Genomic DNA, 19,849 nt, shown 5'->3' with positions numbered 1-19,849 from the left:
GGTCGTCGGCAGGTTCACCAGTCGAGGGCGTCACAGCCGGGCTGTGCTGAGGGTTCGACTTGGAGGGTGGCATGCTCGATGCCGTGGTCTCTGCTGAGGACCGTACGGGCCTCGTTCAACACCGACGGCCCCACTTCGACGGAGTCCGCGACCAGGTGTGCGGTGGCGACGTGCATGCCAGAGGTGAGGGTCCAGATGTGCAGATCGTGGACACTGGCGATGCCATCGATGGCGCACAGGTCGGTCGTGACGTCGTCGACGTCGGTCCCGGCGGGGACGTGCTGGCCGAGGATGGCGAGGACCTCGCGCCCGAGCATGACGGCGCGGACGGCGACGAACGCGCCGATGGCGAGCGCAACCACGGTGTCCCAGAAGCCCTCGCCGGTGAGGACGACGAGGAGTCCCGCGACGATGACGCCGACGGACCCGGCAGCGTCGGCGACCACTTCGAGGTAGGCGCCCTTGACGTTGATGCTCTCCGAGGCCCCGCCGCGCAGCAGCACCATCGAGATGATGTTGATCAGCAGGCCGATGCCGCCGACGATCATCATGGGTCCGGTCTCGACCGTGACGGTCTCACCGATACGCCCGATGGCCTCGATGACCACGTACACAGCCACGCCGAGCATCAGCAGGACCGTGAGCCCCGAGGCGAACACCTCGGCCCGGTACGAGCCGTAGGTCCGCCGCCCGGTCGTGTCCTTCCGCGTCGCGATGCGGGTCGCCACCAGGGCGGCACCGAGGGCGACCACGTCGGCCGCCATGTGCCCAGCATCAGAGAGCAGCGCCAGTGACCCCGAGAGGAGTCCGAAGGTCAGCTCGACCACGAAGAACGTGGCCACGAGGCCGAACGCGACCGCGAGCCGCCACCGATGCCGACCACTCGCGTGCCCGCCACCGTGGCTGTGGCCGGCGCCCATCAGGCCACGATCCAGGCGTTCAACAGCAAGGCAGCGGTCATCGGTCTTCTCCATCGAGGGTCTGGGTGGTGGTCAGCAGCGGCTGACCCTGGTGAGCTGTTGCAGAGCCGAGGGCATCCGTGTACGACGGGAGCGCGCAGCAGGAGTCGCTGCATCCGTCGCCGCAACCGCAGCCGTCCTCCTCGCTAGCGAGCCCGCCCGGGGCACCGCAGCCGCACGCTTCTCCGCGCCACGCCTCACGGCCCTCCTTGACCGCGACAGCGGCGATGACCAAACCCGCGATCGGGTCAGCCCAGGACCAGCCCAGGGTGGCGTTCAGCACCAGTCCGAGAAGGAGGACTGCCGACAGGTAGGTGCAGAGCAGCGTCTGGGTGGAGTCGGCGATGACCGCGCCGGAGCTCAGTGCGCGTCCGGTCCGTCGTTGTGCCCACGAGAGGAACGGCATGATGACCAGCGACGCGGCGGCCAGGACGATGCCGACCCGGGACACGTCCGGCTCTCCGTCGCCCAGTAGCGCCCGGACTGACTCGAGCGTGACGTAGGCGGCGAGAGCGAAGAACGAGAATGCCATCAGGCGAAGCGCCTGCTTCTCCCGCGTCTCAGGCATCTTGTGTCGGAACTGCCACAGGATGATGAGACCGCTCGACACCTCCACGATCGAGTCCAGACCGAACCCGACCAGGGCGACGGAACCAGCGACCACGCCGGCGGTGATGGCAACCACAGCCTCGATGACGTTGTACGTCACCGACGCCCCGGCGAGTAATTGCGCCCGGCGACCGAGCCGCGCTCGTTCCGTTGCGGTGAGTGGCGTCGCCGCGCGCACCTGCGCGGCCGTCACTGGACCTCGTCCCCGTGCGACGTGGTGCCGTGGTTGGCGCACAATGTGACCGCGTCCCCGGTCAGGGCGAGCAGCCGCTCGGCCGCGGACAAGAGGTCCATGAGTGCGTCGGTGTGATTGAGGGAGAACATCGACGCCCGACCCTGCGGCCGGGACGACACGAGTCCGCAGTCCTTCAAGCAGGCCAGGTGCTTCGACACGGTGCTTTGTGCGAGCCCCAGGTGAGCGACCAGGTCCACGACCCGGTGCTCACCCAGGCTCAGGTGCTGGAGAATGGCAAGCCGGTGGGGGTCGCTGAAGCCGTGGAACAGGCATGCCGCGGGGTTCAGTGCTGCCGCCTCGCCGATTGCATGTTGCTGCCGGGAGGTAGTTGTCATCGACATGCGGCGATGTTATCGAGGCGGCGTTCTATGAGCAAGTGGACATGCTCGATGGCTCGGTCTCGGACCCTTTGCGCACCCGAGCAGCCGCCGCGCTCGGTCCGGCTGTTGCCACGTCGGCAAGCGGGCACACTGGACCTGCCCATGCTCCTGGTGATCTGTGACGGACGCGTCCAGACGTCTTCGTCTGGGGGTGTGATGGTCGCAGGCGGAGCGGTTCCATGACTTCCGGGTGATGTAACCCGGTGTCGAGCCGTTGAGGGGTGTTGTTCATGCCGACCGAGTCACCGAGCCGGTTCGAGCCGTTGTGGTCCGTGAATCAGGCCGCTGCATACCTCGGTCTGGCGGTCGCCACGATGTACGGCTGGCGCAGCCGGGGCTACGGACCGCCGGGATACCGCCTGGGAAACAAGGTGCGCTACCGACCGGAGGAGGTGCGCGCGTGGGTTGCCGAGCAGTCGTCGCGCGCGTCGTGAGTCATGGGCCGGAAACCGCTGCCACTGGGGTCGTCAGGCCTCATCAGGACGGAGCCCGTCGGAGGGAAGGGCACCAATCGGTTCCGCGCGCGGGCGTACTACCGAGACTTCGACGGAGTGACTCGTCTGGTCGAAGCCAGCGGTAGGACGTCCACCCAGGCGTCTCAGGCGCTTCGCACCAAGCTGCAGCAGCGCTCGCAAGCGGGACGTCGGGGCGACCTCACTGGCATGTCGCGCTTCGCTGAGGCGGCCGACCTCTGGCTCGAGAAGGTCGAGTCGATGGTGGCCGACGGTCGCAGGTCTCCCTCCACCGTCGAGATTTACCGCCGGCAGCTGAGGCTCCACGTGCTGCCGGCGATGGGCGAGGTTCGTCTGGGCGAGATCACCACCCCGCTGGCTGACAAGGTGATCTTTGGCATCAAGACGAACATCAGTCCGGCCACGGCCAAGACGGCTCGGTCGGTCATCTCGGGCGTCATGGGTCAGGCCGTCCGCCATGGGGCCGTGGTCGCCAACCCGGTACGCGAGGTCGAGCGTGTGGAAAGCGGGGCGCGCCGCCAGCCTCGAGCGCTGGGGGAGCAGGAGCGCGTGCAGCTGCTGACGTGGCTGGTCGATGATGCCAAAGCCCGCCGTCGAGACCTGCCTGAGCTGGTGTTCTTCATGCTCGCCACCGGGGTGCGCATCGGCGAGGCGCTGGCCACGGTGTGGTCCGACGTCGACTTGCAGGCGGGCACGGTCCATGTGACGAGCACCCTGGTCCGGGTACGCGGCGAGGGATTGCTCCGCAAGGGCACCAAGACCAGCGCGGGGGAGCGGCTGCTCGACCTGCCGCCTTCGGCAGTAGCCGTGCTGCAGCGGCGGTTCATGACCGGGGCTCGCCTGGACCAGCCGCTGTTTCCTGACATCTTCGGTGGCTTCCGCGATCCTGCCAACGTCCGTCGCGAGCTGCGCGAGGCGCGGGAAGCCGCCGGGATGCCCTGGGTCACCTCGCACACGTTCCGCAAGACGGCCGCAACCATCCTCGACGAGGCGGCGCTCTCGGCCCGGTTGATCGCAGACCACCTCGGCCACAGCCGCATCTCGATGACCCAGGACGTCTACCTGGCGCGGCGATCGGTGGGATCCCCGGCGGCCCTCGCGCTGGAGGCCGGGTTACGGGACATCGCTCCGCTGGGCGTAAGTAATGGCAAAACAATGGGGAACGACGAAGGCCAGGTCCCCGGAGGGACCTGACCTTGGTCTTTGTGCGCCAGCAGGGACTTGAACCCCGAACCCGCTGATTAAGAGTCAGCTGCTCTGCCAATTGAGCTACTGGCGCGTGAAGCGAGAGGAACGTTACCAACCCGGGGGGCCGCCCAGCAAAACGGGTGGTCCCCGGTGCTCAGCCGACCGGGATCGGGCGCAGCGGGTGGATGGCGGGAGGGGCGGCCAGCTGCTCGCCGACGGCACCCAGGGCGGCCTGGACGTGGTCGGTGGCGAGGTGGGTGTCGAGGTCGGAGGGGTCGCTCCACTCCTCGACGGTGACGAAGGTGCCGGGGCTGGCCAGCGACTCCGACAGCTCGTAGGCCAGGCACCCGGCCTCGGCGCGGGTCGGGGGCACGAGCGCCTCGAGCGCGGCGCGGACCGCGTCCTCGGCTCCGGGCCGGGCGGTGATGACGGCGACGACGTGGACGCTCATGGGTGCTCCCGGAGTGAGGGGGGTGAGGGGAGCCTCAACCTAGCGCTCCTCGAGCACCGCCCGGGCGGCGTTGTGGCCGCCGAGCCCGCTGACCGCTCCGCCGCGGCGTGCACCGGAGCCGCACAGCAGCACCGCGTCGTGCTCGGTGGCCACGCCCCAGCGCTGGGCGGGGGTGTCGAGCGCGGCGCGGTCGGGGGCCCAGGGCCACTCCAGGTCGCCGTGGAAGATGTGGCCGCCGGGCATGGCCAGGTCGTCCTCGACGTCCTGCGGCACCTTCGCCTCCAGGCACGGCTGCCCGTCGGGCCCGCGCAGCACGCAGTCCATCAGCGGCTCGTCCAGGTGCACGTCGACCGCGGCGATCGCGCGGCGTACGGCCTCCTCGCGTGCGGCCGCCCGGTCGGTCTCGAACAGCGGCGTCGGCATGTGCAGCCCGAAGTAGGTGAGCGTGTGGACGCCCCGGCCGGCGAGGTCCTCGCCGAGGATCGAGGGGTCGGTGAGCGAGTGGCAGTAGAACTCGCCCGGGGGAGAGGACGGCACCTCGCCGGCGGCTGCCTCGGCCCAGGAGCGCTCGAGGGCGGAGTACTCCTCCGCGACGTGCAGCGTGCCGGCGAACGCCTCGACGGCGTCGTGGCCGGTGCGCAGCCGGGGGAGCCGGGAGAGCAGGAAGTTGATCTTCAGCTGCGCGCCCGAGGGCTTGTCACCGGAGGTGTCCTCCTCGCCGAGCAGGATGCGCAGCACCCACGGCGCCACGTTCGCCAGCACCCGGCCGGCGGTCACGACGTGCTCACGCTCGCCGTCGTGGAAGACCACCTCGGAAGCGGCGCCCTCGGTGCCGGGACGGATCGCGCTGACGCCGGCGCTGGTCAGGATCTCGGCGCCCCGTGCGGTCGCCGTGCGGGCCAGGGCGGTGGTGACCGCGCCCATCCCGCCGACCGGCACCTTCCACTCGCCGGTGCCGTTGCCGATCAGGTGGTAGAGGAAGCACCGGTTCTGCACCAGCGACGGGTCGCTGAGCGAGGCGAAGGTCCCGATGAGGGCGTCGGTGGCCACGACCCCGCGCACCAGGTCGTCGGCGAAGCGCTGCTCGATCGCCTCGCCCAGCGGCCGGGCGACGATGTCGTCCCAGACTGCGGGGTCCACCTGCTCGCGGAGCGCGCGCGCGGTCGGCAGCGGCTCGGTGAGGGTCGGGGCGACGACGCGGGCGAGGTCGCCCACCTCGCGGTAGAAGCGCTGCCACGCGGCGTACTCCTCCTCGCCGCCGGTCAGCTCGGCGAACGAGCGTCGCGTCGCCTCGCCCTCCTCGTGCTCGACAAAGAGGCCCACGGGGCGGCCGCCGCGCACCGTGGGGGAGTACGACGCGGTGCGGCGCGAGCGCAGCTCCAGCGGCAGGTCGAGGTCGCGCGCCACCTGCTCGGGCATCAGCGAGACCAGGTAGGAGTAGCGCGAGAGCCGGGCGCCGAGGCCGGGGAACGCCTGCGCGCTCACCGCCGCCCCGCCGGTGTGGCCCAGCCGCTCGAGGACCAGGACCGAGAGGCCCTCGCCGGCCAGGTAGGCCGCGGCGGTCAGTCCGTTGTGCCCGCCCCCGACCACCACCACGTCGTACGTCGATCGCTGCGCTCCCATGGTCGGCAACCTACCGGCGAGGGAGGGGATCCCTGGGTGGGACACCGAGTCTCGAATCCCAGGTGACCCCAGGTTTACGTCGTACGCCGTCGGGCACCGGGGGGAGCACCAACTCGCACGAGCCGCAGGTCACGGGCCTGGCGAGTCCTTCACACCCCCTCGATCCCGCTGCGCCGGTCGCCCGCCGGCCCCGGGTCAACCTGTCGCGCACAGACCGTGCCGGTAGGTCGCGTCGTCCTGCCCCCGGGCAGGTCGCACCCCCGCAAGGAGATCCATGAAGACCGCACTCAACGACGGACTCAGCACGATCGCCGAGTTCGTCCCCAAGCTCGTCGCCTTCCTGCTGATCCTGGTCATCGGCCTGATCGTGGCCAAGCTGATCAGCAAGGCCCTCTCCGGCCTGCTCGAGAAGGTCGGCTTCGACCGCGCCGTCGAGCGGGGCGGCGTGAAGCGCGCGCTGGCCCAGTCCTCGCTGGACGCCAGCGACATCGTCGCCAAGATCGTCTACTACGCCCTGGTGCTGTTCGTGCTCCAGATGGCGTTCGGCGTCTTCGGCCCCAACCCGATCTCCGACCTGCTGACGCAGATCATCACCTTCCTGCCCAGCCTCGTGGTCGCCATCGTGATCGTCGTGGTCGCCGCTGCGGTCGCCGCCGCGGTCAAGGGCCTCATCCAGAACACGCTCGGCGGGCTGTCCTACGGCACGTTCCTCGCCAACGCCGCGAGCGTCTTCATCCTGTTCCTCGGCGTCATCGCCGCGCTCGACCAGGTCGGCGTCGCCACCACGGTCACCACCCCGGTCCTCGTCGCCATCCTCGCGACCGTCGCCGGCGTGATCATCGTCGGTGCGGGCGGCGGGCTCATCAAGCCGATGCAGCACCGGTGGGAGCGCTACCTCAGCAACGCCGAGGCCGAGGCGCCCCGCCTGCGCGAGCACGCCGCGTCCGCCCCGAGCGTGCGTGAGCAGGCCCAGCGGGCCCGCGACCAGGTCTCCGACCGCGGCACGAACGGCGGGTCCTCCACGGGCTTCGTCGACGCTGCACCCACCGAGACCTACTCCGAGCCGTACGACGGTCCCGCCGACGACGCCGACGGGCGTCCCCGGTACTGACCCGCACCACCCGCACCACCCGCACCACCCATCCATCCGCACCACCACCAGGGAGAACCACATGATCAGCACCGACCAGGCCCAGAACCTGCTGAAGAACAAGGGCAACGTGACCAGCCGGGACGGCTCGAAGATCGGGTCCATCTCGCAGGTCTTCCTCGACGACGAGTCGGGCCGCCCCGAGTGGGTCACCGTCAAGACCGGTCTCTTCGGCGGCGCCGAGAGCTTCGTGCCGCTGTCGGGCGCCGAGGTCCAGGGTGACGACATCGTCGTGCCCCACGACAAGGACAAGGTCAAGGACGCCCCCCGCGTCGACGACGAGAACGGCCACCTCGACGTGGAGCAGGAGCAGGAGCTCTTCACCTACTACGGCGTCTCCAGCGTCGGCGACGACTCCGGCACCACCACCGGTCGCACCACGGGTCGCGACACCGGTCACGACACCCGTCACGACACCGACACCACCCGTACGACCGGCACCGCCGCCGGTGTCGCGGGCGGCGCCGTGGGCCGCGACCACGACGGCGACCGCGACGGCGTCCGTGACCACGACGGGGTCCGTGACCACGACGGCATCCGTGACCACGACGGCATCCGTGACCACGACGGCATCCGTGACCACGACGGCATCCGTGACGACACCCGCGGTGCCGGCCACGACACCTCCGGTCCGAACACCGACGACGCCATGACCCGCTCCGAGGAGCGCGTCCAGGTCGGCAAGCAGACCGAGTCCGCCGGCAAGGCGCGGCTGCGCAAGTACGTCGTGACCGAGAACGTCACCCAGACCGTGCCCGTGAGCCACGAGGAGGTGCGGGTCGAGCGCGAGCCGATCACCGACGCCAACCGCGGCGACGCCGTCTCCGGTGGTGGCATCACCGAGGAGGAGCACGAGGTCGAGCTGAAGCAGGAGCGCGTCGTCGTCGACAAGGAGACCGTCCCCGTCGAGCGCGTGCGCCTCGGCAAGGAGACGGTGACCGAGGACCAGACCGTCGACGAGCAGGTCCGCAAGGAGCAGATCGACACCGACGCCGCCGGCACGCGCGGCACCACGGGCGAGGGCGAGGACCGTCGATGAGGGACTCCCACCGCACCACCTCCGGCCGCGACGACGACGGGGCCCACACCCTCGACGCCGACCGCGACCCGGGTCACCCCGACCGCTCGCGGGACCGCGACGTCGTCACCCCCGACCGCAAGGAGGTCGTGGCGCGCGAGCGTGCCGAGCACGGCGGCATCAAGATCGGGTCGGCCTTCTTCGGCTTCCTGACCGCCGTCGGCGTGGGCGTCCTGCTCACGGCGATCGCCACGGCGGCCGGTGCGGCCGTCGGGCTGTCCACCGGCACGACGAGCGCGAGCAGCGCGAAGTCCTCGGCGGACACCATCGGCATCGTCAGCGGCATCGTGCTGCTGGTGATCCTGTTCCTGGCGTACTACTGCGGCGGCTACGTCGCTGCTCGCATGGCGCGCTTCGACGGCATCAAGCAGGGCATCGCCGTGTGGGTCTGGGCGATCGTGATCGCGATCGTCGTGGCCGTGCTGGGAGCGGTCTTCGGCAGCAAGTACAACGTGCTGTCGCAGCTCAACAGCTTCCCGCGCATCCCCGTCAGCGAGGGCGACCTCACCACCGGCGGGATCATCGCCCTGGTCGCGGTGCTCCTCGCCACGCTGCTGGGCGCGATCGTCGGCGGCCTGGCCGGCATGCGGTTCCACCGCAAGGTCGACCGGACCGGGCTGGGTCGCTGACCCGGCGTACGACCTGACAGCACGAGAGCCGCAGACCCACCCGGGTCTGCGGCTCTCGTGCTTCTGGGGTGAGTAACGGGACTTGAATCCGTTACTCGTGCCTTTCTGACCTGCGGTTATGCAAACTAAGGTGGCAGGGCCTTGCGCTTTAAGGGCAGGTAGTGGCAGGGTAGGACTCGTCAGGGGGTACGGCGTACCCGGCACTAGTCGATCTGAGGACAGCGATGACCACCACCAACACCCTCCACGCAGCCACCGCCTTCGCCGGCTTCATGCGCGCCACGGCCGGCGACCTGCCCGAGCCCCGCGCCGTCCACATCTACGGCTCGCTCCACCGGCAGGCCGAGGTCAACCTGGCGTTCGACACCCTGGCCGACATGCGCGAGTGGGCGCAGATGCTGGGCGTCGAGCTCACGGGCGGCGACCGCCTCACGCACCACGGCACCTACCACCACGCCCTCCGCGCCACCTGGCCCGCGCACGACGGCACGCCGGTCGTGTTCGAGGCGGTGTTCATCGAGACCCCGGTGGCCGAGTGCTCGTCTGAGATGGAGATGGCCGCGCAGTGACCGCCGACGCGCCAGATCTCGTCGCCCGGCTGTCGTCCGCCATGTTTGCCGAGGTCGACTGGGAAGAGATCGCGGGCGACTGGCAGATCGACCCTTACGACTTGTGTGACCAGCTGGCCGGGGTGGCCGCGGTCGCCGCGCTGGACAATCTGTTCCCGCGGCAGCTCGCCTAGCCCCCAACCCCTGACCGTGCACACAGAATGCTCAGTCGCACGTCAAACGAGAGGGAGGATGAGGACATGAACGCAGAGTCCCTTGGATTCCAGATGCACCACAATTGGGTCGAGACCTACTGCGGCGGGTGCGGTAACCCCGAGTCGTCGGGTGAGCACGGTACTGACTGCCCGCGTTACGACGACCCCACCGCTTCACTCCCCGCGACTTGAGCTCCTAGCTTCACGCCGCTTCTCAGTCAGCCGCCGCAAACGGTTGGCAGTCCACGGCGCATACTCCACCGCCTCCTGCTGCTCGATCACCCACCCGAGCACCTGGTAGTACCTGGCCGCTGTCATCCCGAACCGTTGACGCACGGCGGTCTCTTTCGCGGCCGGATAGCGCCAGACGGGGTGGTCGCGTTCGAAGTCGATGATCGCGCGGTGTGTGTCGGTGAGGTCGCCCATCCGCGCAGGTTGTCAGCGGGGTCTGACAGCCGGGCGTAGGCGCTGGTCAGATTGTAGTTTGGTGTCATAACACCGTGGTAGGGTTGGTGTTATGACACCGACCAGTGAGCGTAAGCCGCTCGGGTTCCTGTACGACGAACTCGGCGACGACATGGATGCGGCCTACGCGGAGCGCCGCAAGCACAAGCCCGGCACGCCGGAGTACGTCGCGGCCGACGAGAAGATCGAGTCGGTCTACGCCGCCCTGCGCGTGCTCAACATCGAGGCGAAGGCACTATGAGTGCCGACCGGTGCTGTCCTGGCGAGGGTTCGATGGCGCACGTTCGTGGCTGCGTTCGTCATCCGGAAAGCGCGCACTGCGTCTGTGAGCAGGTGCCATGCGCCCACACGTTCGCACTCACTCCCCCCGCGGGTCAGCGTGAGTGGCGCATCGACGAATGGCTTGCGCTACCCGACACCTGCGCCATTCGCGGCTGTGAGAACGATGAGGCCGACCAGCGAGGCCCCGTGTTTTTCAACGACGGGTCGATGCACAAGGTCTGCCCTGAGCACTGGGAGCCGATCTTCCGCGTCCTCGGTGAGCAAGCAACCTGGGAGGAAGACGCCGGACACATGACCCACCAGATCGGAGCAAACCATGAGTGATCGCACGAACCAGATGAAGACCGAGACCCTGACCGTGATGACCCGCCACAGCCTTCTGATGTACCCCCACATGCGACTGTCCGACGACGGGCTCGTGGCTTACTCGACCGTTGAAGACGAGAGCGGTGTGCGTCAGCGAACGATCTACCTACACCGGACCACGGTCAACGAGATGGGCGGCCCGGTCTGCATCACGGTCACCGTTGAGCCCGGCGACCACCTCAACCCCGCGTCGGTGGCACCGTGAGCCACGGACGCCACCTCCACTTGAGCGACGACAACCTGACCGCCCGTCGCACCGCCCAAGACGCGGTTGAGGCTGCGCTGGTCCTGGTGCACGACGTCATATACGGGACCGCGAAGCCGATCGAGACGCTATATCGGGTCGGGGTAGTGCTCGAACACTGCTCGGTCGTCAAAGGGGGGGAGTGATGCAGCACCAGCCGAACAGTGAGGATCGGGCGGCAATGCAGCGCCTCAGTGATTACCTGAACCAGAACTCGACACTCACTTGGCAGAAGGTCAACCTGCCCGCACTCGACGGCCTCCAGTTCAAGAAGGCCGCGCCCCGTAAGCGTCTGTTCGGGCTTACATGGGAGTACGACCGCCGCGAGCCGCGGTTTGAGCGGTTCGGCGTGAGCGACGGCTGTCGGGGGGTGTCCCGCCACGCCAACCCGGCGACGGCGTATCTCGCGCTGCGACGTTGGCGCAAGGCTGCGGCGAGGCCGTCGTGACCGTCCTGCGTTGCGTCTTCGGCCGCCACGAGTGGCGCATCACCCGAGAGTCGCCCACCAGTAGCCGCCGCCCCGTGTGGCAACGGTGCTGGGTCTGTGGCGCTGAGCGGGGGCCGGTCGAATGAGTGACTACACTGATACCAGCAGGGGCGGTAGCTCAACGTCAGAGCGAGCCGTGGCCACCTCGCCTTCGGGTGGGAACAGAGAGGTAGATCCCGGTTCAACCCCGGGCCGCCCCTGCGCCTACGTAGAGACCGAGTCCGAGTTCGTGGCGTTATGACACCCGCTACTGTCAAGCGCGTGCCCAACAAGCCAAAGACGCCGCTCCAGTCGTTTCGCTGCGACGTCGAGTTGTGGCGGGCGGCGCAGGAGAAGGCGCGTGCCGAGGGGTCGAACCTTGGGGCTGTGTTGCGGGCCTACCTGGCGAGGTACGTAAAGAGGAAGTAGTTGCGCTCGAAGTCGAGCATGGCGCGCCGAGCATCCCTGAGCATGGGCGTCACGTTGCCAGGTGGGTACGACAAAGCACCCCCTCCCTGGCTGCGTGAGCCAGGAAGGGGGAGCGGTTCGTGCGGGTGAGTCTCAGCCGTAGACGGTGGCCTTGTAGTGCAGGTCCTGCACGGCCGGGGTGGCGGTCGTGGTGTGGGCTGAGGTAACGGTGAACGTGCCGCCCGACTGCCCCGTGACGACCGCAGTGTTCGCGCCCCCGACGACGAGGGGGGCGGTGACGGCGGTCGGGGTGTTCGCAGGCACGGCGGTCGCGGTGCCGCCGTTGACCGACACCGTTCCGGCCGCGGGGAGGATGCATAGCGCCTCGGTGGTGTTCCGCATCGTGGAGGTGCCGTCGAGGGTGGGTGACGCGAGTTCGGTCTGGTTGCTCGGCGTTGCCGCGGCGGGGTGCTTGCGGTGGGTCAGCACCACCAGCGGGCTCGTCACCGCCACCGAGGCCTGCGCCTTGAACGCCGCCCCATAGACCTTCGTCAGCTTCGCCCACGCATAGCCGCCGCCCACCGATGGCGAGATGTGGGTGTGTTCGGCGTAGTCATCCCACGTCACAAGCTGCACACAGTCGGCACCCGAGGTGCCGGCCTGCATCGCGGCGCCCCACATTCCGCGCCACAGGTCGGTGTTCTGCGCCTCGGCCACGTCGCCGTCACGGGGGCGGAAGTCCTGCGGTCGGATCGGACCCATCCACTTGCGGCCCAGCGCGTGTGCCTTCTGTGCGCGCCCGGCGAGGCTGACGACGTTCTGCGGTCGAGCGGGACCCCACACCGACAGCGCCCACGAGATCGGTGCGAACGCTTCCATGTTGGCGTCGGAGGCGTTGAGGAGCACGGCGATGAACTCGACGGGGTAGCCGCGGTTGGCGAGCTCGGTCTTGAGTGCCGTCCACCAGGCGACGGTCTTCCCTTCGGCCTTGAACGACGACAGCAGGTACTTCCCGCCGACGACCCGTGCGGACCCGGTTTCGTAGACGGCCTCGAGGACGTCCGCGATCCCGGCTGCCGACAAGGACGCGATGCTGCCGTTGGTGTCGACGTTCGGGGTGTAGCGCATGGTGCCGTCTTCGGCGCACGCCTGAGCCATCGCGAGCGCACGGGTCTGATTGTCGCCACTGGCGGACATCATGTTGCCGAGGAACCCGTCGATCCCGGCGGCCTTTGCGCGGGCGACCTCCGTGCGGGCGTACTCGAGCTGCCACGCGGAGGTGGTGGTGCCGGGGTAGGCGATCTGTTGGTCGCGGGTGAAGCCGCCGTAGGCCGCATGGACCCCACCTTCGCCTGCGGGGTTGATGTAGTTGTTCGCGAAGTAGGTCCCGGATTGGTTCATGTCGAGCGCGGAGGACGTCATGTCGTGGGCGTCGACGAACCGGGTCGTGTCGATGGTCGGTGGAGGCGTCCCGGCGGGGGGGCGTGCGGCCAGGAACCCGGCCATCAGGCGGCCTTGCGACGGACGCCGACGATGGGCGAGTTGAGGTTGCCGTTGACGGTCAGCGAGGCGTTGACGGTTCCGTCGGCTGCGATGGTGGTGGTGGGCCAAGCGGTGACGCTGAGGTAGATGTAGGCGGTCTTGGGGACGTTGCCGGTAATGGTGGTCCACGGCAGGGAGTAGCCGGTGGTGCCCTGTGAGCACAGCAGTGTCGCGGAGGTGGTGGGTGCGGTGGTGACGGCGTACAGCGCGGCGACGTAGTACCAGCCGGGTTCGGTGACGACTAGGTCGGTGACGGTGACGGTGCGCTGTCCGGTCCCGCCTGTGGTGAGGTCGACGGTCGCTTCACGCAGCGGGCCGGTGGAGTCGTCCCATAGGCCGAGCGGGTGCGCCTTGAACAGTGCGAGCTTGAAGGTGGTGGAGCCGCCGACCTGCTGGACGTTGACGTTGCAGCCGAGTGCGTCGTAGGTGCCGGGGGTGAGGTACAGCGGCACGTAGTGGGTGCCGGCGCGGGGGGTTTGTGCGCCGTGGGTGACGGACGGCATTACGAACTGGCCCTTGGCGGGCGGCGGCTGGACGGCCCCGAGTCCGACGTTGGCGGTGTCGAGGAGCTGGTATTCGTCGGCGGCGGGGCTCCCGGTGACCAGCCCGATCGCGGCCCGTGCGGCTGCCTTGTCTGCGGCGGTGAGGACGTTGCGGCCCGTGGTGGTGGAATTGCTGATCTGGGTCGCGGAGTGCGTGTGGGTGGCCGCCGCTGCACCGACCTCACCGGGGGTGGTGGGGATCGTCGGCTTCCCGGACAGGTCGCCGTACGACCCGGTGCCAGCGACGGCGGCGAGGGTGGGCTTGCCGGTGAGGTCCGCGTAGGCGCCGGTTCCTGCGACGGTCGAGAGGGTCGGCTTGTTGAGCAGCGCGTTGTAGTCGCTGGTCCCGCCACCGCCACCACTTCCGGGCGGGACTTCCTTATAGCGGGGCGCGGCTGCGAAGTTCGCGTCGGTGGCGTTGGCGGTCTCGAGAGCGACGACGTACGTGGTGGAGACACCCTCGGGCAGGGTGTGCTCGGGGTAGAACCCACCGGGCGGCACGGGGATCTCGGTGACGGACTGCCCATTCAGCGTCAGAGTCAGCGGTGACCCGCCCGTGAGGGTCGCGTACCGGCGAAGCTTGGACGCGCGCTTCAGGGGCAGCCCGGTCGACGAGTTGAGAATCCAGTCGTCTGTGGTGCCGCCGACAGTGATTCCGGCCATGTGGGGCTCCTCAAAGGTGAACTGTTGGGCATACCGTTCGGGCATGACGCAGCGGGTGGCGGTGATCGGCGGTGGCGGGTTCGTGGCGGAAAGTCGCCACGATTTGGCCGCTGTGACCGAGCGCGGCGCTGTTAAGTTGCGGCGATGCTGTTGGACAAGCGCCGTCTCGACGTGATCCGGAACGACCCGACGCGAGCCGTCCGGGCGGCGCAGATCCGAGCGAAGAACCTTGTAGTCAAGGGCCGCGCAAACCCTGACTCGACAACGTTCGCGAAAGACGCCCGGCCCGGCCCGACCGCGACCACGTTCGCTTCGATGCGGGGCATCCAGGGGTGGTTCACCTACGACGACGCTGCCCACTTCACGCTCGTCCTCGCTATGCAGTCAGCCCAAGGGCTCCACGGCGACATCCTTGAGATCGGCCCGTTTCACGGGCGGTCGACGATCGTCCTCGCCGAGCAAGTACGCGACGGCGAGACCCTAGTGGTGTGCGACCCGTTCCAGAGCGGCGACGTGTACGTTGCCGACCCGCCGACGCCGACAGGTCTGCGCCGCAACGTCACGCGCGGCGTGCCCGGGTTCGACCAGGCGCGGCTGGTGATCCACGAGGTCTACTCGACCGACCTGCACCTGGACGACGCCGCCCGGTTCCGGTTCGTCCACGTCGACGGCAGCCACGAACGCGACGACGTCCTGTCGGACCTACGGCTCGCTCGCCGCCACCTGCTGCCGGGTGGGGTGATCGTGGCTGATGACTACGACCACCCCGACTGGCCCGGTGTCACCGAGGCGGTCGACGCCTTCGTGGCCGAGACACCTGAGCTAGTGACGCTGGCGGACCTGAATCGGCACTCCGAGTCGGGTCGCAAGCGTTACCTCATGCTGGCGACCGGCTAGAGGTTCGTCCACGTCGAACCGTTGGCGGACTGCTGGAGCAGACCACCACCGTCACGGAGGAACATCCCGCCAATCTTGATGGGGGACCGCAACTGCACCCGGTCACGGGTGATGACCTGGCCGTTTTCGGAGAGATTGACGAACGAGTCGGTGGTCACCGCGTCGGCGTCGACCTCGCCGCCGAGGATGCTGACGTGGTACGACGTGGGGTCGATGTAGACGGCGCGCTTTGCCCACGGCTGACCGAGGGAAGAGACGTGCGCTGTCGCGGTGACCTCACCCTTGTTGACCCCCATGTAGCGGATGTTGTCGTAGGTCGAGAAGCCCGGCGCGGCGGGGTTGTAGGCGAACTGCTTGGAGTTGTTGTCCCAGAGCCCGCCGACGACCTTGATGGCGCCACCGGAGTTTGCGAGCAGCCCGTTGCCGTAGTTCTCGATGTGCTTCCCGCCTAGGATTTCGATGCTCTGGCAGTTCTGGAGCTCGATGCCGTTGGCGTTGTTCTGGAACGTCTGGATCGTGTCGAAGCTGAGGAGCTTGGAGTTCTCGGCGTAGATGCCGGACCCCTGGCAGCCTTCGATGGTGGTCCGGGAGACGTGGCCGTTGGTGGCGCCGGCCCACCAGACCCCGACCGAGCCGCCACCGAGCCACATGTCCTCGACGCCGATATCGGCTGCGTAGGCGCCCTCGACCTTGATGCACGCACCGGGGGTCGCGGCCTCGACACCGGAGGCGAGGCCGATGGTGAAGTCGCGGATGACGCCCGCACCATAGTTGGGTGCGGTGTCGGCGAGGATGTGGATCATGGGCGTCGCAGTGCCCGCGTGGTGCACGAGTCGCAGTGCGCTGACCTGGCGACCGAGGCCGTGGATGTCGAACTGTCGGCCCTGGCTCTTAAGGCCGGAGCAGAACCAGCTGCCGCGGGGGATGAGCATGGCGCCCTGCGAGGCAGGGAGTGCGTTGATGGTGGCCTGGAATGCGGCGGTGACGGCGGCGACGGCACTAGGGTCGCCCTCCATCGCCACGGTCAGGCCGTAGCGGAAGGGGGAGAGGGGCGCTTCCTTGATGGTGACGGCGACGGTGGTGGCGGCGTTCTTGACGGCTTCTCGCGCCGTGCCGGTGGTGTTGACTGCGCCAGCGACCGCGGTGTCGTTGTCGGTGCCGATCTGGTAGACCGATTCTGCGGCGACCTGGGCGTCGGCCGCGAACTGCTCGGCTGTGTCGCGTGCAGCCTCAGCGCGGGTGACGTCCGACGGGGTGACGGGCACCTCGACGGGGGTCTCCATGATGACGCCCCACAGGGTGTCCTCGACGAGGTCGAAGGGGTACCAGCCGTACTGGTCGCGCTGTCCGGTGTGGGGGTTGATGTTGGAGGACTCGAACCGGAACTCATACGACCCCAGCGGCAGCACCATCACGGCGCCGTCTCCGTCGTCGTAGACACCCTGGATGCCGCCACGGATCGTGCCGTCGGAGTCGATGGTGGCACCGTTGAGGGTGCGGATGCGTGCGTACCAGGTGCCCTCGAGTGGGGCGAGACCGCCGGGGAGCTTGACGGGTCCGCTGATGGTTGCGGTGACGCCGTCGGTCAACGGGTCGGCGGCGGGGATCGGCACGTGGCGCTCCTAGCGGTAGGTGTGGGGGCGGCGCAGCAGGGCGTCGCGTGCGTTGCGGGCGCATTCGACGGGGACGAGCGCGAAGATCGAGGCGGCTTCACGGACGCCGGTCCAGCCGTTGTCGCGGAGCCAGGCGCGCATCGTCAGTGACCGTCGGGCTCGACCGGGTGGACGGGCCGGGTGTTCGGCTCGCTCAGGTCCGTCTTGGCGGCAGCGAGCGCGTTGAGCAGTGAGATGTAGGCCGTCGCCAGAGCCACCGCTGCGGCGTTGAAGATGCCCTCGGCAAACAGGTAGGTGACCAGCGGCGCAGCCACGGCGCCAACGATGTAGAGCCAGAACCGAACCCGCGCCGGGACGTTGATCGCGGTCACTTGAACCCCTTGATCGTGGTTCGCAGCAGAGCGAAGTACGCCCTGGCCCCGACGCCCTTGCCTGCCTGCTTGCTGCGGGCGGCGATGATCGCGGGGGCGTGCTTGTCGACCAGGGCAAGAGCCTCGCGCTGGAAGATCTGGACGCCGTTCAGCTTGACCACGGGGGCCTCCTTGCTGGGACTGAAGGGCTTGGTGGGGCCGCTGCTGATTGCCGCGGCGACGCGCTTGCGGAAGTCCGGCATCGAGAAGGTCGGGTCGATCTTCCCGGTGACGCTGGTCTCCTTGTGGCCGCGGACCGTCTCGGCGGAGTTGCCCGTGACCTTCTTGCAGAGCGTCGCGGCGAGCAGTACGTAGGCGTCGACCTGCTCCTTGGGCCAGGGCTCGCCCACGCCGTCGTTGAACGCCTCGATGCCGATGTAGAGGCTGTTGGCGTCACCCGCCGAAACCGTGCCCGACGACTTCGCTTTGCCGCCGTGGTTGGTGCGACCGCCCGCGATCACGTGGACAGTTCCATCTCGCGAGAGACCCAGTTGGCAGAGCGGCCCCGGCAGGTCCGGGCGACCGTCGATCAGCAACTGGATGGTCGCCCCGTCCGAAGTGCGCTTCGAGGTGGCCGTGTGGTGGCACAGCACACCGACCGGGTTGAAGGAACCCGGGCGCCCACGCGCCTGCCAGTCGTTGCCGTGGACCTGGACCTTGAGACCCGCCTTGCGCAGAGTCGTGGGGAGGTCGATCGGAAGTCGTGCCACGGGTGCCTCCTGGGGCGGTGTGGGCAGGGGAGCGGAGTCGGGCAGCGTCAGGTCGACGCGCACGGGCCAGTGGTCGGACGACGCGATGGCAGGCAGCAGAGTCGACTCGCGGACGGGGAGGTCGGTCAGCACTCCGTCGATCAGCGACTTCTTGGTGTCGAAGCCCTCGACGTTGTCCTGCCACGCCCACGTCATGCCGGTGGCATTGGATAGGCGCTCAAGGGCGGCGCGGTGGGCAGCGACGCGGTAGCCGAGGTTCCAGTCGGCCATGACGACCTTCGGGCCGGCGATCGTCGGCAGCCACGCACCTAGAAACCGGAGCCCGTCGTCGGAGACCTTGACGCGGCGGGGGGTGTTGCGAAGCGCGGCGTGCAGGGTGATGAAGGTGACGACCTGGCCGTCGGGGAACCGGAGCGGCTGGACGGCGGCGTGAACCTTGGGCACCCAGTCGGCGTCGGCCTGCTGGTATTGCAGGTCGGAGATCTTCTGCACGTAGCCGGGCGCGGCGGCGGTGAGGCTGGGGTGCCAGAGGATCGCGCATTCGTCGACCCCGGGGACGTTCGCGCCACGGAAGAAGGGCCACCCGTTCGCGAGCTTCCGCAGTTCGAGGTCCGTCAGCCCGCCGATCTCGGTGAGCGTCACGACCAGGCACGACTCCTGGAGGTGCGCGAGGTCGGCCGCGATGGTCTTGCTGCGGATGCGATCCCAACGCATCGAGGCGTGGGTGACAGAGATGTTGGTGGGCATGACGAGACCGCCCTTCGAGGGGCTTCGTAGATGGGGGTGGCGGGTCAGTCGTCGGGGAGTGGGTCGGGCACGGGCACGCCCGCGTCGGCCATCGCCTTCTCGAGCTGCTTCACGCGCCGCTCAGAACGCGACAGTCGACGGGCCAGGCGCTTGCCCTGCTCCTCGACCTCGGCCGTACGTCGCTCGGCGCGCTGGGCTGCCTTCTCGGCCTCGTCCGCGCGCTCGTCGGACCGCTGCCGGGCCTCGTGCTCAGTCACCAGACGGGCCTCCAGGTCGGCGATCCGCTTGTCCGCACGATCTAGCGCAGCCTCGTTACGGGCCTGCACCTCACGGAACTCGTCGAGGTCGACCTTCCGGGCGTCGAGAGCCTGAGCCTTCTTCGTGCTGTTGCGGACCAGCAGGGCGCCGATGATGGACGCCGAGAACACCAGCAGCGCACCGATCACGGTCGCCTGCGCCGCAGTCACTCGTCACCAGCCGAAAGCACCAGGAACCCGAAGATGACGTACCAGGAGAGCGCACCCGAGAAGGCGCGTGTCGATGCGTCAAACAGGAACGGGCTGACTAGGTACGCGGTGCCCCACGCGACGGCGAACACGCTCAGCATGTAGTAGCCGTAGCGGTCGCGGCCCATGTGGCAGTAGGAGCAGAAACCAGCCACGACGCAGAGCCCCACGATGCCGATGCCCCACCACTCCAGCGGCATCACCTCGCCGGGGAGTGTGAGTGCCTGCTCGGTCGAGGTCGGCACGGGGGAGACGATGTAGTTGAACCCGAGTAGCCCGATGACGATGGACAGCAGCCAGAGCTTCAGGCCGCGACGTGTCCCCGGCCAGGGGCGACGGAACGCCACCTTGGCTGAGGTTCGCTGGATAGGCATTAGTCCCCTCTCGGCCCTAGTGCGGAGGGCGGTGGGTCGGTAGGTTGACGCGCTATCCGCAGGGCACCGGTTGCAG

27 protein-coding genes and 1 tRNA gene are annotated in these 19,849 nt (G+C 68.7%); 13 read left to right on the top strand and 15 right to left on the bottom strand.

Annotated features, from left to right (window positions below; all coding sequences use genetic code 11):
- Positions 1-14: 14 nt before the first annotated feature.
- Genes EDD33_RS13200 through EDD33_RS13190 form a run of 3 tightly spaced genes read right to left on the bottom strand, consistent with a single transcriptional unit; the run spans position 15 to position 2,138 of the window.
- The gene (locus tag EDD33_RS13200) at positions 15-974 is read right to left on the bottom strand and encodes a cation diffusion facilitator family transporter (RefSeq protein WP_425463851.1); all 960 of its coding nucleotides are present in this window, start codon (positions 972-974) and stop codon (positions 15-17) included.
- Positions 958-1,761 carry a cation diffusion facilitator family transporter gene (locus EDD33_RS13195; RefSeq protein WP_342773619.1) on the bottom strand — a complete coding sequence of 268 codons (804 nt, stop codon included), beginning with the start codon at positions 1,759-1,761 and terminating at the stop codon, positions 958-960. Before EDD33_RS13195 ends, EDD33_RS13200 begins: the two co-directional genes overlap by 17 nt.
- The gene (locus EDD33_RS13190) at positions 1,758-2,138 is read right to left on the bottom strand and encodes an ArsR/SmtB family transcription factor (RefSeq protein WP_211332705.1); all 381 of its coding nucleotides are present in this window, start codon (positions 2,136-2,138) and stop codon (positions 1,758-1,760) included. Before EDD33_RS13190 ends, EDD33_RS13195 begins: the two co-directional genes overlap by 4 nt.
- 275 nt (positions 2,139-2,413) lie before the next feature.
- Here EDD33_RS13190 and EDD33_RS13185 point away from each other — a divergent pair, with 275 nt between their 5' ends.
- On the top strand, positions 2,414-2,617 hold the full coding sequence (locus EDD33_RS13185) for a helix-turn-helix transcriptional regulator (protein WP_123393408.1): 204 nt from the start codon (positions 2,414-2,416) through the stop codon (positions 2,615-2,617).
- A 228-nt stretch (positions 2,618-2,845) separates the two neighbouring features.
- On the top strand, positions 2,846-3,850 hold the full coding sequence (locus EDD33_RS13180) for a tyrosine-type recombinase/integrase (protein ID WP_246003507.1): 1,005 nt from the start codon (positions 2,846-2,848) through the stop codon (positions 3,848-3,850).
- A 12-nt stretch (positions 3,851-3,862) separates the two neighbouring features.
- On the opposite strand, the gene EDD33_RS13175 is transcribed toward EDD33_RS13180, so the two are convergent.
- The 3 genes from EDD33_RS13175 to EDD33_RS13165 form a co-directional block, all read right to left on the bottom strand.
- Positions 3,863-3,935, bottom strand: a tRNA-Lys gene (locus EDD33_RS13175).
- Positions 3,936-3,998: 63 nt separating this feature from the next.
- Positions 3,999-4,295, bottom strand: a complete 297-nt coding sequence (locus EDD33_RS13170) for a putative quinol monooxygenase (protein WP_123391412.1) — start codon at positions 4,293-4,295, stop codon at positions 3,999-4,001.
- Between the two features lie 39 nt (positions 4,296-4,334).
- Positions 4,335-5,918: a phytoene desaturase family protein gene (locus EDD33_RS13165; protein ID WP_123391411.1), complete on the bottom strand. Its 1,584-nt coding sequence runs from the start codon at positions 5,916-5,918 to the stop codon at positions 4,335-4,337.
- Between the two features lie 274 nt (positions 5,919-6,192).
- Between EDD33_RS13165 and EDD33_RS13160 the strand changes: the two genes are divergently transcribed.
- The 5 genes from EDD33_RS13160 (at position 6,193) to EDD33_RS20085 (ending at position 9,517) form a co-directional block, all read left to right on the top strand.
- Positions 6,193-7,029, top strand: coding sequence for a mechanosensitive ion channel family protein (locus tag EDD33_RS13160; RefSeq protein WP_123391409.1), 837 nt, complete (start codon positions 6,193-6,195; stop codon positions 7,027-7,029).
- A gap of 61 nt (positions 7,030-7,090) precedes the next feature.
- Entirely contained in the window at positions 7,091-8,107 is a 1,017-nt protein-coding gene (locus EDD33_RS13155) for a PRC and DUF2382 domain-containing protein (protein ID WP_123391408.1), read from the top strand.
- Positions 8,104-8,775, top strand: a complete 672-nt coding sequence (locus EDD33_RS13150; protein WP_123391407.1) for a hypothetical protein — start codon at positions 8,104-8,106, stop codon at positions 8,773-8,775. Before EDD33_RS13155 ends, EDD33_RS13150 begins: the two co-directional genes overlap by 4 nt.
- Positions 8,776-8,999: 224 nt before the next feature.
- Positions 9,000-9,344 carry a hypothetical protein gene (locus tag EDD33_RS13145; protein ID WP_123391406.1) on the top strand — a complete coding sequence of 115 codons (345 nt, stop codon included), beginning with the start codon at positions 9,000-9,002 and terminating at the stop codon, positions 9,342-9,344.
- On the top strand, positions 9,341-9,517 hold the full coding sequence (locus EDD33_RS20085; protein WP_170169817.1) for a hypothetical protein: 177 nt from the start codon (positions 9,341-9,343) through the stop codon (positions 9,515-9,517). Before EDD33_RS13145 ends, EDD33_RS20085 begins: the two co-directional genes overlap by 4 nt.
- Positions 9,518-9,712: 195 nt before the next feature.
- Here the strand turns inward: EDD33_RS20085 and EDD33_RS13140 are convergent, their stop codons facing one another.
- Positions 9,713-9,964 (bottom strand): DUF3263 domain-containing protein, encoded by a 252-nt coding sequence (locus tag EDD33_RS13140; RefSeq protein ID WP_123391405.1) that lies wholly within the window; start codon positions 9,962-9,964, stop codon positions 9,713-9,715.
- Positions 9,965-10,055: 91 nt separating this feature from the next.
- Between EDD33_RS13140 and EDD33_RS13135 the strand changes: the two genes are divergently transcribed.
- From EDD33_RS13135 to EDD33_RS13115, 5 genes are all read left to right on the top strand, one after another.
- Positions 10,056-10,244, top strand: a complete 189-nt coding sequence (locus EDD33_RS13135; protein ID WP_123391404.1) for a hypothetical protein — start codon at positions 10,056-10,058, stop codon at positions 10,242-10,244.
- Entirely contained in the window at positions 10,241-10,609 is a 369-nt protein-coding gene (locus tag EDD33_RS19795; RefSeq protein ID WP_148077073.1) for a hypothetical protein, read from the top strand. The genes EDD33_RS13135 and EDD33_RS19795 overlap by 4 nt, the downstream gene beginning before the upstream one ends.
- A gap of 13 nt (positions 10,610-10,622) precedes the next feature.
- The gene (locus tag EDD33_RS13130; protein ID WP_123391316.1) at positions 10,623-10,856 is read left to right on the top strand and encodes a hypothetical protein; all 234 of its coding nucleotides are present in this window, start codon (positions 10,623-10,625) and stop codon (positions 10,854-10,856) included.
- 184 nt (positions 10,857-11,040) lie between these two features.
- Positions 11,041-11,343 (top strand): hypothetical protein, encoded by a 303-nt coding sequence (locus tag EDD33_RS13120; protein ID WP_148077084.1) that lies wholly within the window; start codon positions 11,041-11,043, stop codon positions 11,341-11,343.
- Positions 11,344-11,643: 300 nt separating this feature from the next.
- Complete coding sequence (locus EDD33_RS13115) at positions 11,644-11,790, top strand: ribbon-helix-helix domain-containing protein (RefSeq protein WP_211332540.1); 147 nt, start codon at positions 11,644-11,646, stop codon at positions 11,788-11,790.
- 132 nt (positions 11,791-11,922) lie between these two features.
- On the opposite strand, the gene EDD33_RS13110 is transcribed toward EDD33_RS13115, so the two are convergent.
- A complete protein-coding gene (locus EDD33_RS13110) occupies positions 11,923-13,275 on the bottom strand; it encodes an endo-1,3-alpha-glucanase family glycosylhydrolase (RefSeq protein WP_123391400.1) in 1,353 nt (450 codons plus the stop codon).
- Complete coding sequence (locus tag EDD33_RS13105) at positions 13,275-14,516, bottom strand: hypothetical protein (RefSeq protein WP_148077083.1); 1,242 nt, start codon at positions 14,514-14,516, stop codon at positions 13,275-13,277. Before EDD33_RS13105 ends, EDD33_RS13110 begins: the two co-directional genes overlap by 1 nt.
- A 144-nt stretch (positions 14,517-14,660) precedes the next feature.
- On the opposite strand from EDD33_RS13105, the gene EDD33_RS13100 reads away from it, so the two are divergent.
- Positions 14,661-15,413 (top strand): class I SAM-dependent methyltransferase, encoded by a 753-nt coding sequence (locus EDD33_RS13100; protein ID WP_123391398.1) that lies wholly within the window; start codon positions 14,661-14,663, stop codon positions 15,411-15,413.
- Here the strand turns inward: EDD33_RS13100 and EDD33_RS13095 are convergent.
- The 6 genes from EDD33_RS13095 to EDD33_RS13075 all read right to left on the bottom strand — a co-directional run bounded on the left by EDD33_RS13095 (position 15,410) and on the right by EDD33_RS13075 (position 19,773).
- Positions 15,410-17,026, bottom strand: coding sequence for a right-handed parallel beta-helix repeat-containing protein (locus tag EDD33_RS13095; RefSeq protein ID WP_123391397.1), 1,617 nt, complete (start codon positions 17,024-17,026; stop codon positions 15,410-15,412). The two genes, EDD33_RS13100 and EDD33_RS13095, sit on opposite strands and share 4 nt — an antisense overlap.
- A 9-nt stretch (positions 17,027-17,035) precedes the next feature.
- Entirely contained in the window at positions 17,036-17,167 is a 132-nt protein-coding gene (locus EDD33_RS20705; protein WP_281274167.1) for a hypothetical protein, read from the bottom strand.
- Between the two features lie 2 nt (positions 17,168-17,169).
- Positions 17,170-17,397, bottom strand: coding sequence for a hypothetical protein (locus tag EDD33_RS13090; RefSeq protein ID WP_123391396.1), 228 nt, complete (start codon positions 17,395-17,397; stop codon positions 17,170-17,172).
- Positions 17,394-18,788, bottom strand: a complete 1,395-nt coding sequence (locus tag EDD33_RS13085; RefSeq protein ID WP_170169816.1) for a peptidoglycan recognition protein family protein — start codon at positions 18,786-18,788, stop codon at positions 17,394-17,396. The genes EDD33_RS13090 and EDD33_RS13085 overlap by 4 nt, the downstream gene beginning before the upstream one ends.
- Positions 18,789-18,937: 149 nt before the next feature.
- Positions 18,938-19,339 carry a hypothetical protein gene (locus EDD33_RS13080; RefSeq protein WP_148077082.1) on the bottom strand — a complete coding sequence of 134 codons (402 nt, stop codon included), beginning with the start codon at positions 19,337-19,339 and terminating at the stop codon, positions 18,938-18,940.
- 17 nt (positions 19,340-19,356) lie between these two features.
- Positions 19,357-19,773 (bottom strand): hypothetical protein, encoded by a 417-nt coding sequence (locus tag EDD33_RS13075; protein WP_123391392.1) that lies wholly within the window; start codon positions 19,771-19,773, stop codon positions 19,357-19,359.
- Between the last annotated feature and the right edge of the window lie 76 nt (positions 19,774-19,849).

It is taken from the genome of Nocardioides aurantiacus (genome assembly GCF_003752505.1).
In the GTDB taxonomy this organism is placed as follows: domain Bacteria; phylum Actinomycetota; class Actinomycetes; order Propionibacteriales; family Nocardioidaceae; genus Marmoricola; species Marmoricola aurantiacus.
This window is presented reverse-complemented; position numbering and strand designations above follow the sequence as displayed.